This window comes from Salinicoccus halodurans, from assembly GCF_900114445.1.
Lineage (GTDB): Bacteria > Bacillota > Bacilli > Staphylococcales > Salinicoccaceae > Salinicoccus > Salinicoccus halodurans.
In genome coordinates this window covers 18,322-33,430 of record NZ_FOTB01000004.1, presented here as the reverse complement: position 1 = coordinate 33,430, position 15,109 = coordinate 18,322, and the positions used below count along the sequence as shown (strand labels likewise).

At 39.0% G+C, this 15,109-nt stretch carries 12 protein-coding genes; 7 read left to right on the top strand and 5 right to left on the bottom strand.

Annotated elements, in window-relative coordinates; genetic code table 11:
* Positions 1 to 15: 15 nt before the first annotated feature.
* Genes BM271_RS08725 through BM271_RS08715 form a run of 3 tightly spaced genes read right to left on the bottom strand, consistent with a single transcriptional unit; the run spans position 16 to position 2,322 of the window.
* On the bottom strand, positions 16 to 438 hold the full coding sequence (locus BM271_RS08725; protein WP_046789596.1) for a GNAT family N-acetyltransferase: 423 nt from the start codon (positions 436 to 438) through the stop codon (positions 16 to 18).
* A gap of 10 nt (positions 439 to 448) precedes the next feature.
* On the bottom strand, positions 449 to 913 hold the full coding sequence (locus BM271_RS08720) for a DUF2538 family protein (RefSeq protein ID WP_046789597.1): 465 nt from the start codon (positions 911 to 913) through the stop codon (positions 449 to 451).
* Positions 914 to 924: 11 nt separating this feature from the next.
* On the bottom strand, positions 925 to 2,322 hold the full coding sequence (locus BM271_RS08715; protein ID WP_046789598.1) for an LCP family protein: 1,398 nt from the start codon (positions 2,320 to 2,322) through the stop codon (positions 925 to 927).
* A gap of 216 nt (positions 2,323 to 2,538) precedes the next feature.
* On the opposite strand from BM271_RS08715, the gene BM271_RS08710 reads away from it, so the two are divergent.
* Positions 2,539 to 3,705 (top strand): glycosyltransferase family 4 protein, encoded by a 1,167-nt coding sequence (locus tag BM271_RS08710; RefSeq protein WP_046789599.1) that lies wholly within the window; start codon positions 2,539 to 2,541, stop codon positions 3,703 to 3,705.
* A gap of 40 nt (positions 3,706 to 3,745) precedes the next feature.
* Here the strand turns inward: BM271_RS08710 and BM271_RS08705 are convergent, their stop codons facing one another.
* Positions 3,746 to 6,448 carry an N-acetylglucosaminidase gene (locus BM271_RS08705; protein WP_052749821.1) on the bottom strand — a complete coding sequence of 901 codons (2,703 nt, stop codon included), beginning with the start codon at positions 6,446 to 6,448 and terminating at the stop codon, positions 3,746 to 3,748.
* A 222-nt stretch (positions 6,449 to 6,670) separates the two neighbouring features.
* Here BM271_RS08705 and BM271_RS08700 point away from each other — a divergent pair, with 222 nt between their 5' ends.
* The 4 genes from BM271_RS08700 (at position 6,671) to BM271_RS08685 (ending at position 12,604) form a co-directional block, all read left to right on the top strand.
* The gene (locus tag BM271_RS08700; protein ID WP_046789600.1) at positions 6,671 to 7,480 is read left to right on the top strand and encodes an ABC transporter permease; all 810 of its coding nucleotides are present in this window, start codon (positions 6,671 to 6,673) and stop codon (positions 7,478 to 7,480) included.
* A gap of 32 nt (positions 7,481 to 7,512) precedes the next feature.
* Positions 7,513 to 8,421, top strand: a complete 909-nt coding sequence (locus BM271_RS08695) for an ABC transporter ATP-binding protein (protein ID WP_046789601.1) — start codon at positions 7,513 to 7,515, stop codon at positions 8,419 to 8,421.
* A gap of 25 nt (positions 8,422 to 8,446) precedes the next feature.
* On the top strand, positions 8,447 to 9,628 hold the full coding sequence (locus BM271_RS08690; RefSeq protein ID WP_046789602.1) for a glycosyltransferase family 4 protein: 1,182 nt from the start codon (positions 8,447 to 8,449) through the stop codon (positions 9,626 to 9,628).
* 333 nt (positions 9,629 to 9,961) lie between these two features.
* A complete protein-coding gene (locus BM271_RS08685) occupies positions 9,962 to 12,604 on the top strand; it encodes a glycosyltransferase family 4 protein (RefSeq protein WP_234960513.1) in 2,643 nt (880 codons plus the stop codon).
* A gap of 30 nt (positions 12,605 to 12,634) precedes the next feature.
* On the opposite strand, the gene BM271_RS08680 is transcribed toward BM271_RS08685, so the two are convergent.
* Complete coding sequence (locus tag BM271_RS08680; protein ID WP_046789604.1) at positions 12,635 to 13,831, bottom strand: hypothetical protein; 1,197 nt, start codon at positions 13,829 to 13,831, stop codon at positions 12,635 to 12,637.
* A 141-nt stretch (positions 13,832 to 13,972) separates the two neighbouring features.
* Between BM271_RS08680 and BM271_RS08675 the strand changes: the two genes are divergently transcribed.
* Entirely contained in the window at positions 13,973 to 14,440 is a 468-nt protein-coding gene (locus BM271_RS08675; RefSeq protein WP_143544925.1) for a hypothetical protein, read from the top strand.
* A gap of 11 nt (positions 14,441 to 14,451) precedes the next feature.
* On the top strand, positions 14,452 to 15,090 hold the full coding sequence (locus BM271_RS08670; RefSeq protein ID WP_046789606.1) for a tyrosine-protein kinase family protein: 639 nt from the start codon (positions 14,452 to 14,454) through the stop codon (positions 15,088 to 15,090).
* Positions 15,091 to 15,109: the final 19 nt, after the last annotated feature.

Here is a 15,109-nt window from a genome sequence, read left to right as displayed (position 1 = left end):
CTGTTTCTGTTTATATTATATTTCCCGTTCCATATAGACGTGGGGGATGCCTGCATCTTCAAACTCATCCGATACGATCTTGTACCCCAGTTTTTCATAAAAGCTTGCTGCGTGCGTCTGGGCACCCAATCTGGCTTTTTCATAGCCATAGTGTTTTGCATGTTCATGGACGAAATCCATCAGTTTCCTGCCGAGCTTCAGTCCTCTCGCCTCCGGCATCACTGCCATGCGTTCCACTTTGACCGTCTCTTTGGATAACGGCCTGTATCTGACAGTGCCGAGCGGTGTGTCGTCCCTCAGAAGGATATGTGTCGCAAAGTCCTCATGCTCATCGATTTCGCGGTCGAGGGGGACGTTCTGTTCTTCTACGAATACGCGCTTACGGATATCCAGACACTGTTCATAAAGTTCTTTTGTCTCTGCAACTACAATTTCCATGATTTCACCTCTACATCGCATTTTTACGGCGGATTGCCGTGAACTGCCAGAATACCTTCAGCTGCTCGAGGTTCCAGTAGTTGAGACCGAGAGACAGGGAAGGCTGGGTATTGAAGCGGATGTTGCTCGCTTCGGCTGCTGCCAGTGCAAGGTACTGCATGTGCGGTGTCAGCTTCTTGAACGGCTCGGACAGCTTACCGTCCTCCTTCACCCAATCCATGGGGAAAGTCAGCTCGAATATGTCCACGTACCTGTATATTTCAGGAATCGCCAGAATGTAGCATGCGCCATCCACTTCAGGATTGCTCAGTGATTCGCTGAAGTACCCCTTGATGGAGAGATACATCTCTTTATGCTCATGATTGAAATAGAAATATTCATCTTCGATTTTTGGCCGGCCGCTATTCTTGATCTGATCTTCAAGGTAGTCGAACATTTCGTTGATGTTCGTTTCCTTGTCATAAGTCTTCCTCATTAAATCAGCTCCTAAACTCCGTTATAAGAACGGGTATTGCCTTCGAATCCGCCTGTGCCACCATTATACTCTTCCTGTGCCGGTTGTTCATCATATTGGCCGCCTGTGCCGTCGTCATAGTTCTGACCGGATCCATCATTGTAGGGTGCTTCGGAAGATTCCTCCTGAACGGATTCTTCCTGAGTCGGTTCTTCAGAAGACTGTTCCTCTGTTGATTCCTCATCCGATTCTCCTTCAGGCATTGCTTCAGGGTTGCTCTCAATGTCACCTTCGCCTTCGATGCTCTCCTCAGGGTTGGAATCAGGGATCTCGAAACCATCACCGAACTGCGGCTCGTAACCCTCCTGCATGAAGTAAGGCGGTACTTCCGGTTCAAACTCCTCCAGATAGTAGTCGTCCACATACTGGTAAGGTGTAATGTAGTCCGCCAGTCTGACATTGATCAGATCATAAGGTTCCGGTTCCTCAAGACCGAGCGTTTCCCTCAGTGTCTTGGAAATCGTATAGAGGTGTTCCTCGTTCGCCCAGTAGAAGTAGGCGCCGTTGCCCGGGTTCCAGTAATCACTGCCGCGAACCTGTGTTGAATTGAACTCGATGTCGTTGAATGAATAGTACGCCGCAAGACTTCTGATCGTCTTGGCTTTCATGTTGTGCTTCGTATTATCCGCAACAACTTTGATCAGATCATCCAGTTTTGTCAGTGCACCGGTCGATTTGGCTTTGCCGAGAATGGCTTCCACCATCTCCAGCTGGCGCTGTCCGCGTCCGAGGTCGGTATCCACGCGGCGACTCCTGACTACAGCAAGTGCTTCCTCACCGTTCAGCGTCTGCTTGCCTTCTTCCAATTTAGTACGGCCGTCATCGTTCGAATTCGGTTCGTTCATATCGAAAGGAACATCGAACTCAACACCGCCGATTGCGTCAACCACATCGACAACAGCAGACATGTTCACACGCACGTAGAAATCGACAGGCACGTTGAGCAGTGACTCCACAGCTTTCATGGAGCCGTCAGGTCCGCCCTCACGGTGCGCATGCGTAATCTTGTCGAAGTAGTTCTGTTCAGGGAAATAAGTCAGCGTATCCCTCGGGATGCCCGTCAGCTTCACTTCGTCCGCGTCCTTGTCGAAAGTCGCGAGCATCATGGTGTCGGTACGGAAATCATCAGTGTCCATGTTGTTCTTCTCTTTGCGGGCTTCATTCTCGTCCACCCCGAGTATGAGCACGGTGAAGCTGTCCATGGACGGATCTATGTCCCCCTCGCGGAGTTCGGACCCTTCCCGGTCAGTCCCCTCGAAAGAGCTGTTTACGCCACTTTGGAAAGCATTGAACAGGTTGAACAGATAAGCACCGATGACAACCAGGGCAATGACCAGGACGATGATTGCGCCGTATAAAAATTTTTTCATAAATTAGTAACCTACTTTAATTGGAATTTAGATGTAATGACTTTATACATAACTTTCATTATAATATGATGTAACGGTAAAATGAAATACATATGGATGACGATTACATTTATTTTTGAAAACTGTCATCCATGATATCGAAAAACGGGATCAATCACAAGGAATTGTATGTTTACAGCATGATGAATTTTTTATGAAAAACGATAGAGGTGCAGTATGAAGCAGGTAACGATGTTCGTCTGGAACAACTTTGTAAACGATGCGCGCGTGCTCAGGGAAGCGACCGCACTCACAGAAATGGGATACACGGTCACAGTCATCGCCAAAAAGGAGATGGACGAGCTGTATCTGCCGTCAGCCGAAACAGTGGCGCCGGGCGTAATCGTCAACCGCCCCCTGAAACTCGAACTGCCTAAGTTCATAACTAGTAGAATAAAATCCGGTGTCCTGAACAAACACATCCCCAATATGCTCGAGATGCTCAAGATGATGGCACTCGGCAGAAAACAGAATGCGGATGTGTACCACTCACATGATCTGAACACACTGCTGCAGGGGATTGCGAGTGCCAAACTCAGACGGAACCGAAAGCCGCTGATCTACGATTCCCATGAAGTGCAGACTAGCCGGACACATTACAGCTTCAAAAAAGTGTACAGGATAGAGAAGTTTTTGTTGAAATTCGTCGACCATGTCATTGTGGAGAACGACACAAGAGCCGATTATCATAGAAGACTGTACAAGGATCGCCCGACACCTGTGCACAACTATTCGGAGTTCTATGAGATTGACGAGGTCGAAGCCTATCCGATCAGACAGGAATTCAATATACCGGAGTCAGAGAAAGTCGTACTCTATCAGGGCGGCATGCAGGAAGGCAGGGGACTGTTCAAACTGCTCGATGCATTCAAAGAAGTTGAAGGCGCAAGACTCATCATGATCGGCGACGGCAAAGAAAGACTCAACCTCATCGATCATCACAAGGAGCTCGGACTGGAACATAAAGTCGACTTCATCCAGAGAGTGCCGTATAAGGAATTGAGGCGCTACACGAAGGCAGCCGACATCGGCATCCAGTTCCTGGAGAACACAAACTTCAACCACTATTCAGCCTCCAGCAACAAGCTGTTCGAGTACATCATGGCACATGTGCCTGTCATCGGCTCCAGACTGCCGGAGATAGAAGCGGTCATTGAAAACGAGCAAGTCGGACTGACAGTTGAACCGGAAAGCACGAAGCAGCTGAAAGAAGCCATCCAGAAACTGGTGGATGATGACGAACTGCGAAGGCAGTTCAGTGAAAATACAAAGCAGGCAAAACAGAAGTATAATTGGGATAATGAGAAAGATGTTTTGAAGCGGGTTTACAAAAAAATAAAATAATAATAAAGACCTCCGGTGAATTTGCCGGAGGTCTTCATGTTTAGAAAATATGTTTCGTATAATATCTGCCTTTAATATCGAGTTGATTATAGTAGTTTTGAAGGTTTCTGGCAGTTGCGTATGCCCAGTTGACATCAGTCGCGTATTGATAAGTCCCAGGATTAAGTGGGTTCCATCTCATGGAATAGAGTGTCGTCTGCCCTCTGTTGAAATAACTTTGAGAAATGAAGCGTGCACCGCCTACGATAGCTTTGGCAGGTGTATCCCAGCCCATCTGCTGTGCATAGCGTGCACCGGCAAGAACAGGATTGTAGTCATATGCTCCAATGCCGTACATGTTGTAGTACTTTTTACCATTGGAAGAAATATTTCCGTTGGAATCCAGTCTTACACCCTGTGCCAGTGTGCTTGTACCATTGCCTGTTTCATGTATAGCATGTGAAATGAGATAAACTTCATTGATACCTTGTGTATTGGCTGCATTTAAAAATGCACTTCCCTGGTTGCTCAATGTACCCTTACCACTCAGTAGTCTGTTATTGAGTGTTGAGCTGGCTATATTTTGAGAACGATCCAAATCAAGGAAAGTATACATCCAAGTTTCTGAAGTCTGATTAGAAGTATCCAGGAAGCGGGCAACTTCGCTACGTGTTGCATTTCTCCAGCCACCACCGTTTGCCCATGCCTGCGGTTTGGATGAAAGATTCATCTGAGTGTTGAGCACCTGATTAAATGACTGATTATATCTGACTGTTTTAACAGAAGGAGAAGGGGCTACAGGTTTATCAGGTGCAGGCTTTACTCTGGATTCTTCCAACCAACCATAATCATTTCCAATTTTCCCGTAATAGTAGGTATGCGCACCAAGTTTCATAGATTTTTCAGCTTTAAATAACGAGTTGCCATACGTGCTTAATTGCTTAATATATTGATTGGCAGTGCCCCATGGATCAGTGAGCAAGTAGTGACCTGGCTGGTAAATCGCATAATCTTTTTTGTGTGCGACAGGATTAGTAGTGTCGAACAGTCTTAAATCTTGGGATTTAACCCAGCCTTGCATAGGTCCATCTATTCCAGAATGAATTTTATAGAAAGTGGTACCCTGATATTTCGCCTGCTCAGTAATAAATAGTGTCCTATTTTCCAACCATCCGAGTGACACACTATTTTTGCTGGTAACGGGGCTGTACCTGCCTGAATTTTCACCACTTTTTACGCGGGCAGCAACTTTCATATCCCTGTAAAATGGTGTCCTGGAAGTATCGACTAGTCTTGATTCTTCCAACCAGCCGTGATCATTTCCAATTTTTCCATAATAATATGTGTGAGCGCCCAACTCTAAATATTTTTCAGCGTGGAATGGCGTATCACCGTATCTATCCAAACGTTTTACATATTGATTGGCAGTTCCCCACGGATCTGTTAGCAAGTGATGTTTATCTAATTTAATATCATAGGTCTTCTTATGATTTTTAGGTTTTGTCATATCAAACAAACGCAGATCTTCTTCTTTGACCCATCCCTGCATCGGACCATCAATTCCAGAATGGATTTTGTAGAAAGTAGTACCGTTGTATTTAGCCTGCTCAGAAATGAATAGTGTTCGATTTTCAAGCCATCCCAATGATTCACTGTCATCGCTGGTGACAGGACTGTATCTACCGGAGTTTGGTCCAGACGATACTTTGGCCGCATAATAGGCATCGTCATATTGAGGTACAGCATCTACAGATTTTTTGAAAGTTTCAGCCTTAAGAGTAGCTGAAGAAGGGAGGATGAATGTTCTTAAACCAAAAATTTCTGCTTCACTTTCAACCACTTCTTCTTTTTCCTCTTCTATATTATCTGGATCAAGTTGAGCTTCTGTTGATGTATCCACGACCTGTTCTTTGGCCTCTTCAGTATTTTCACTTTCCGATTTATTCACATCAGATGTATTTTTCTCTTTGCCGATTGCGGATTCATCATTAACCTGAATGTCTTTTTCTCCATCAGGAAGTTGCTTTTCTTGTGTACTTTCAATATTGTGTGAAGGTATATTTTCTTTATGATTACTTATTTCAGTATTCTCGGATTCCAGATTTTCAAGTTGGTCTTCCGAATTTTCTTTTTGTTCTAAAGCATTTTTTTCATCGCTATTATCCACCTGTGTTTCTTCAGGTCTATCATTGTTACTTTCTGATGGCCGAACTTTGGGAGCCTGTGATTCAGCAGCTGATTCTGAAGCGGGTGTGTTTTTACTTTCACTGCCATCGTCAGAAACATCATTTACATTAGGTTCTGTGCTTTTTTTTGTTTCATCTGTAATTTCAGCTGCAGAAGTTTTGACTTCTCCCTCCTGTTCAGATCTGTCATGGCTATTTTCCGAAGAGGAAACATTGGAAGCTTGCGATTCGTCTTCTGATTCTGAAACAGATATCTTTTTACTTTCACTGAGATTACTAGAAATATCATTAGTCTTATATTGCTCATCGGAATTATGTATTTGATCATCAGATTTTTCATTTACTGGTTGTGATATCTGATTTTTTGTACCTTCAAATTCATTAGATGTAGTAACCTGGGCATTTTCATTCACATCATTAGCATCGGTTGATGATTCAGAAGTGGAGATGCTTTCTTCGGTGGCAGTCTCAAAAGAGGGGGAATCGTTGTTCTTCTCATCTGCACTTGTAACATCAGAAAGTCCAAGTAATGAAAGAGTGACAACTGTAGGGACAATTAAACGGTTTTTGTACTTCATAGGAACCTCCTTATGTTATATAACTTTATTATATAACTATATAGGTAAAGAAGGAATTGCTATTTTGTAAAGTTTGTAGAAAAATTTATAAGTTTTTCTTACAACTTTTAAATTGATGAAATATAGACTATTATGAATGAATAAAGAACGATATTAATAAGAAATAAAAAATGGTATAATGGCTAAGTTATGAATAAAGTTTGGATGGATTGAGGCATCAAAATGAATAATATATTTAAAATTTTAAAAGAGCAATGGTTACATAGAAGATTAATCATCGGACTTAGTGTCTATAGTTTGAAATCTCAATATGCAAACCACTATCTAGGATTATTTTGGAATATTTTACAGCCTGCTATGCAAGTCTTCCTTTATTATGTGGTGTTTGGTCTGGGATTACGGGGAGATCGCGGAGACGTTGGAGATTTGCCATTTATTGTCCATTTAATTAGTGGATTATTCCCATGGTTATATATATCCGCAGGAATCAATGCGGCATCTGGGGCAATTCAAAGTCAAATAGGTTTAGTGACTAAAATGAAATTTCCGTCTAGCACTCTAATTTCAGTGTCTATTGTAAACAGTTTGATAAACCTATTCATTACCACGTCAATCTTACTAGTTATTAGTATTATTTATGGTTTTTCCTCGCCTATTCATTATCTTAGTTTTCTATATTTTGTAGTTGCTTCTGTAGCTTTGATATCCAGTGTAGGGTTAATCATGTCTACATTAGTGATATTAATTAGAGATATGAAAAATGTTTTGCAAAATGTAATTCGCATGTTTTTCTTTCTTACACCAATATTCTGGTCTCTGTCAGAAGCAAATGCGCTTATGCACACCATTTCCTCATTTAACCCGGTTGCTTATTTAGTAATGAATTACAGGACTGCTCTCGTTCTACAGGAGGCACCATTATATGGCGGCATGTCCGATCATATTTACTTTTGGTCGATTACATTATTCCTGTTCTATGTAGGTGTCAATGTTCATTACCGATTTAGAGATAGACTGGTGGATTATTTATAATCTGAATTGATCACTCAAAAAGGACGATTTAAATGGACTATAAAGTCAAAGTTAATAGTGTCTCTAAAATTTACGACCTGAACAGAAGTAAACTATCTAAAATAATTTCATTGTTTACATTAGGGCATTTTAATAAAGAGAAAGCTTTCTATGCTTTAAGAGATATTGATTTCGAAGTACAAGCAGGAGATTCTGTAGGGATTATCGGATTGAACGGCTCCGGGAAATCGACTTTATCTGATTTGTTGGGAGAGGTTACTGTTCCCTCCGAAGGATCAATAGATATTCGCGGTAAAAGTTCATTGATTGCCATCAGTGCCGGTTTGAATCAGGACCTTACAGGTGAAGAAAACATTCGTATGAAGTGCCTCATGCACGGAATGACTAATGCTGAAATAAAAGCCAAATATAATGATATTGTAGATTTTAGTGAGCTTGGAGAATATATATATCAACCCATAAAATCATATTCCAGTGGAATGCGTTCAAGGCTTGGTTTCGCTATTGCAATCCATACAAATCCGGATGTCCTGATTGTGGATGAGGCACTCTCTGTTGGTGATCAAACTTTTGCGGATAAATGTCTAGATCGTATGAAAGAATTTCAACAGCAGGGAAAAACAATATTCTTTGTTTCACATTCTGCCGGACAGATTGAAAAAATGTGTAATAAGGCGGTCTGGATTCAATATGGAGAAATGAAAGAGTTTGGTGATGCATTACCAATCGTAGAGCGATATAATGAGTTTATCAATCAATATAAATTACTTACCAAGGAAGAACAGTTACAATATAAAGAAAAAATGATGGAAAAACAGAAGGAAAAATCAAGAAGAGCAAAACCAAAGAAAGATAAGGCGCCGTTATCAAGTTTGATTCCAGCATTTATACTCTTCTTATTTGCGCTTTTTGGTATATTTCTTCAAATCATTAATCTTTAAAAATATTAGATAAGTTAGGATTTTTATGAAGATACTACTGATTACTCAAAATTTCTATCCGGAAATCGGTTCAGGAGCGAACAGGTTCAAAAATTTATATTTACAGCTCTCTAAAACCCATGATGTAAGAGTTGTAACTACCATACCGAGTTATCCGAATGAACGTATGTATAATGATGAGAAGTATTGGAATGAAGACGCGATAACAAATTCCAACGATATTCTGAGAATACCGATGAGGAGTAACAAACAGTCTAAAAACATGTATTCCCGTGTCGGATATTATCTTGAACTTGCATATAAAGTCAGGCATTTTGTGAAGAGCTATCAACAGGAGTTCGATGTCATATATGTTACATCTCCTAATATCTTTCTGCCATGGGCAACGTTCTTTTTCCAAAAAAATATTAAATCGGTTACTAAAGTGTTGGAGGTAAGAGATTTATGGCCGGACAGTGTAAAAGATATTGATAAGCTGCCGGTCGATACTTTTTGGCCAATCTTGAAGTTTATGGAGAAACTCATGTATAAAAAGGCAGATAAAGTAGTAATCAATAATGAAGGTTTTAGAGATCATATAATGGACATGACTCCCCAAAAACCTGTATTTTTCCTACCCAACGCTTTTAATAATGAAGAAGTTGCTTTTGAATTACCAAGTAATGACTTTCAAGTGATATATACAGGTAACATCGGCCATGCTCAAAGCTATGATCAACTGGTTGAAGTTGCAGAAATGTTGGAGGAAGAAAAAATAACATTCAATATAATTGCATATGGAGCAAATGCACCAAAATTCAAAGTTTTTATTGATAAAGGTGATTTCAGTTTTATTAATGTCCATGGAGAAAAAACGAGAGACGAATGTCTTTACCTGATAAGACAGCATAATGTTCAATTATCCCTTTTAAAAGAAACAGATGTTTTTCTTAATGTCCTTCCAGGGAAAGTGATTGATGGAATAGGCAGCGGAGTGCCAGTGGTAACTAATCTTGGCGGATTTACTAATGCTTTGATAAATGACAACGAAGTGGGCATTGCAGTTGAGAAAGGTTCTTCCTCACAAATAGTAGAAGCCATAAAGCGAATAAGAGATGACGAACTGCTCGAGAATAAATTCAGATTGAATGCAAAAAAACTATTGGACGAAAAATTCCTTTGGGAAAACAATATTAATAGTCTCACCAGTTTCATCCAAAATAAATAAAGCTTCTGACAATGTGATAAGTACAGTCGTCAGAAGCTTTATTTTTTAGAGTTGTGTTGTAAATATTAGGGTTTCTATGTATATAATAATGTATTATGCTTATAATATAATAAAGTATAGAATTGATATAAAAGTGCGCGTGTAATAAGGGGAAATATTATGACATACATCTTAGGGATAATTGCTTATATTGCTCTACAATTAAATTTTCAATCTGTATCAAGGTTTGTATTACGTAAGAGCCTGACAAAAAAGATTGGCAGTAAAGAGGGCGGCATAAGCATTTATCTGAGGAAATCAAACCATTCAATGTTATTGCATCAGATTAACAATATGAATTTGAACAGTGATTATAAAATGTTTCTCAATGCGCTCATCCACAGGCACGAGAAGAAATATACAGAAGCATACAGGTTGATTGAGAACATTGAAAATCCCAATGTTTTGAATTTGAAAGTCAAATTACTTTATGATTTGAAGCTTTTGGAACCCATCATAGGTCTTTCAAATAAGAATATTGATGTGCTTAAATATTTGGAAACTGATCAGCAATTCAATCTGATCAGTTATTTAGTGAGCAGAAATCTATATGACGAAGCAGAGCAGCTGATTCAAATCACTGAGCAGGACAAGGACTTACTGATAGAACAATTTGAAGACGATAAGAGCGATATATATTACAAGTACAGCTGGAGACAGTATGCACTGAACTTTTTAGGACTCAAAGATATTAATAAGGTGGACCTTCAGGAAATTAAATTCAAGATAGACACCCTTAATCCGCAAATGAAAAAACTTGGATATACTTTTGTGGTTAATGAATATTACAGGAATGCGGATAACTTGGAGATTTTAAAAAATGATTATGTGCCTTTTCTGAAAGAAAACAAGGATTTGTTCCAATACCTTGAATTCGAAGCGCTCCATACATTTAACATCACTGATGACTCCAACGACGATAAGAGCTTAAAACTGCAAAGAATACTTAATTATTATCATTCCAATAACTTTTCAGAACAGATGCTGAAAACTGTTTATCAGCTGATTCCCCAGGTTAATTTGAATACGCAGCACATCATGTCTCTCAGAAGGATGATAATGGATCAGCAGCTTGTTTTGGAAGATGAAAAATTTAGTAGATTATTAAAAAGGGATCGCCGGCTGCATGTAATATTCCATTATCCCCAATTTTTCATAAACAGCGCATTGAATAATGAAGTGGATAGCTTCATACACCATCGATTTACAAAGCGTGAACAGAAACGCATTTATAATATCATAATAAAAAAACTGCTTCATTTTAATATGAGAATCGACTTGCCGCATTATTTAATAGAGCACCTGAAAATCACATCATCAAAAAGAATGTCCAATGCACTTGCACTGGGAAGATACTATTGTTCAATAAGCGATCAGAAAAACTTGGATTGGTTGGTGAACAGTAAGCAAAAAGATAAGCAATTTAAGCTCAGGACACATTTTGCCAAATACTATTTCCAGCTCAAAGAATATAAATTGTCGCTGGGAGAAACAGAGAAGGCAGCGAAAATCAGACCGTATCACCATGATGTACTAAGGTCGTATATCAGAAATTATCATGTTATGGGGAATATTACAGAGAGATATAAAAACATCAAGTTGATGAAGAAGTATTACCCTGCACGATTATTTCCGGGTGAGTATCAAATGGCATTACAGGAGTTTCAGTTGTTGAATAATGAATGGCAGATGCCTATATCATTGAGGGATAACAGGGACATTGAAAAAAATGATAAAAAAATACTCTTTGTACTTAATAAGGCACTGCCGGTTACTAATGGATATACAATCCGTTCAAATGAAATAGTCAAAAGGGTTAGTGAAAGAGGCTATGAACCTGTTCTTACGACGAGACTCGGATGGTCTCCAAAACACGAAGGTTACGCGGTTCCGGATGCAGATATTAACGATATCAAGACATACTATATAGACAAGTCGGATAAATATTTGACGAATAAAACACCAATGAATGATTATTTTAATGTATATGCAGAAGAAATTCTCAATATCGTTAAAATGGAGAAACCGGAAATTATTCACGCTGCTTCCAACTTTCAGAATGCACTGCCTGCATTGAAAGTGGGGGAAATGCTGGGTTTGAGAACTATTTATGAAGTGAGAGGGTTGTGGCATCATACTCAAACATCTAAAAATCCTTTGTTCTATAAATCAGACAGATTCAATCTTCAGGACAATTATGAAGTATTATGCTGCAGAATTGCTGATGAGGTACTGTGCATCAGTGAAAGCCTTAAAGAATATCTGATTAGCAAAGGTATTGATGAAAAAAAAATAACAGTAGTACCCAACGGAGTGGATACAGAGAATATGGCTCCCTCTAAAGCAGATGACTCTATAGTTGAGAAATATGGTCTTGAGGACAATATCGTTTTAGGGTTTATAGGTTCTATCACAATATATGAAGGTATTGATTTCATATTAAAAGCAATCAAGAATATCAATGACTCCAAAAAGCTTAATAAAAGATTAAAGTTTCTGGTTGTTGGAGAAGGCCAGTATCTGCCGCAATTGCAAGCACTGGTCACAGAGTTCGATATCAGAGATGATGTCATCTTCACTGGCAAAATTCCGCATGAGCAGGTGTCAAAATTCTATTCTGTCATAGATATCACTCCATTCCCGAGAACGAATGAACTGGTATGTCAACTGGTTACGCCTATAAAGACATATGAAGCGATGGCAATGGCTAAAAAGGTGGTTGTAAGTGATGTTGCCGCCTTGAAAGAAATGGTAATAGATGGAGAAAACGGTACGTACTTTGAAGCGGAAAATACAGAGGCTTTGGAGAAGGCAATAATAGAGATATCAAAAAATGAGGAAATTGGAACTCATGCGAGAGAATGGGTTGAAACGAACCGGGATTGGGAAGTACTTCTAAAAACCATCATAGGCATATATGAACAAAAAGAGAGCTGATCAGCTCTCTTTTTGTTCGTTCAGGATACTCTAGTTTTTCTCAGATAAATATCTTTTCATAGTTTTTAAGAACATTTTCTTCGGCTGAGTTTCTTCAGTATCCATATAATCCGATGTATTATCATCAATCATTTTATGAAAAACATATTCAAATAATTCAGGTTTAGATAGTATTAAATCCTCATCTAAACCAGTTGATTGTATAACAGCAGTTTCATTATATCCTTCCGGATATTTGAAAGGATTGCCTATTATTGCTTTGATATTTTCGTGCTCCAAAATATAATCCAGCAGCCATATATCAGAGAAAGCCGGCATTTCAACGTAATCAATCTGCCTCTTTACGAGGCCGGTGGAAGGATTGAAATTATAAGTTTCAGAGAAACGAGGATTGACTGACTCATCTGTCAAGTTTACCCGGATGCGGTATTTCCCTTTTTCGGTCAAGTAGAATTTATAGAACCTGGACGTGGTTGGTTCTGAGATTTTCCATGAATGTCCATCTTTATACAGCTCATATACATATTCGCGTTCTTCGATGTGGTTGATGAAAACGGAAAGCTGGTCATCTTCCAGTTTCTCATCGAAAAGCAGCTGATTGAAGTAATTATCTGATGTAAATTTCTTCAGATTGAAATTGATGGAATCATAGTATTCTATAGGCGAATTAAAGTGAGTTTTTCCTTCCGTTGGATTTGGAAGTGTCAATACTAAATGGTTATGAAATTCTTTTTGTATCATCTCGTAAAGAGCATTCAGGAAATCTGAATCTATCCCCTCCAGATTATCAGGCTTAATAATGATGATTTTTTCATACTTATCCAGGAAACTGAAAATCTCTTCTTTGCTATTCTGAACTGCACGAAATTTTTCTATGTGTGATAAATTAGTATAGTCAGGTGTTTCTTTCAAGAGCTCAAGAGATGACTGATTGAAATATGCGCCATTGAACTGGCACACTGTATTGAGTTCACTTAACAGATCGAGAACCAGTATTTCTGATTCAGATGTTTTGAAAGATGTAAAAAGAGATTTATTGAAGTCTCTGTAAGCTGTAGAGATGATATGAATATCATCTGTTTCAAGATCGATCATGTCTACCGGATAAGGAGTAGAAATCAAAGACAACAGACTCTGGCCGCTGGTAAAGTTATTTATTTTGTATGGGAAATTTTTAAATTCGGTAAGCTTTTTGACCAATTCACTTCCGATAATATCCACTTTCATATTTGCACCTCTTAATTATTGACTATGAATTTTAAAAAGACATATATAATAGTATAATATATTATGAATGATGACTAGGGGAGAAATACAATGTACTTTTTCAAGAGGAATTTCAAAACTATTATTTTGTATATTCTTGCTATGGGCATAATTGGTACGATGATTGCTTATTTCATGGCTGGAAATACATATGATTACGAGGAATACTATTCATTATCCGAGCCGCTATCAACGACTCAGGAAGACGAACTTGCGATTAAATTAAATCAGGAAGTCAATGCTGAATTGGGTGAGCGCGCGGCGTCAATTCAATATTCCCCGGAATCACAATATTTGTCGCTTGATGTAGAATCGGTGTCTGAAGATGAGGTGTCGAACATAAAAAACCAATTCGATGCTCTTCTGGATGACAGTGGCATAGGGTATGAAGAAGGTGTCAATATTACAATTGATGCTAACTCTGACATCGTGATGAAAGTCATAATCATTGCAGCGTCAGTGATTCTTGGCTTTATCTTTGGCATAATTCAAGGAATCCGGAATCGACGCATCTTGTCAGATGAAGATGTTAAATATTACTTGGATGAGAAAACAGTCGGAACATTTTAGGAGGCAGGCTGATGAGAAGAACAGATGGGACAGTAAAAGAAGTACAGGATCTGGAACCTCAAATATTGGATGCTTTATATAACTCTGCCAAATCAATACTTAATGTGTCAGAGCAGAAAGAATTAGGCGCAGTATTATTCACTTCTGTCAATGATGGCGAAGGAACAATGACAGCCGCTTCACACATCAGTTATATACTGACACAGCTCGAAAAAAAGGTGTTACTCATCAATTTGGACTTGAATAATCCCCAAGGCTTGAATAATTATTTCGAGGTTAGCGGAGACCAAAAGCTGATTGAAATAATCAATGCATCTCCATACTTAAGTGAGGCAATCCAGCAGACACAATATGAAAATCTGGATGTCATATCTCTTGAAGAGGTGGACGAAGAAGATTTCATAGAAGTTTTGAATACTAAAAACATCAAGACAAAATTGAATCCATTGAAAAATTATTATGATATGGTATTTTTGATTGGCCCTGAGGCAGAACAGTTTGAGCACTATTCCAATATCTTCGAACTTGCAGAAGGTGCGGTAACGGTTTCAAGGGATAAAACGAGCGATTATAGGAAAGTGAAACGCCATATTGATAAATTAGGGCTTTTTAATATGGTGTCTTTTGGTATAATAAGAAACAGCAAATAATATTCAGAAAGCAAGGTGT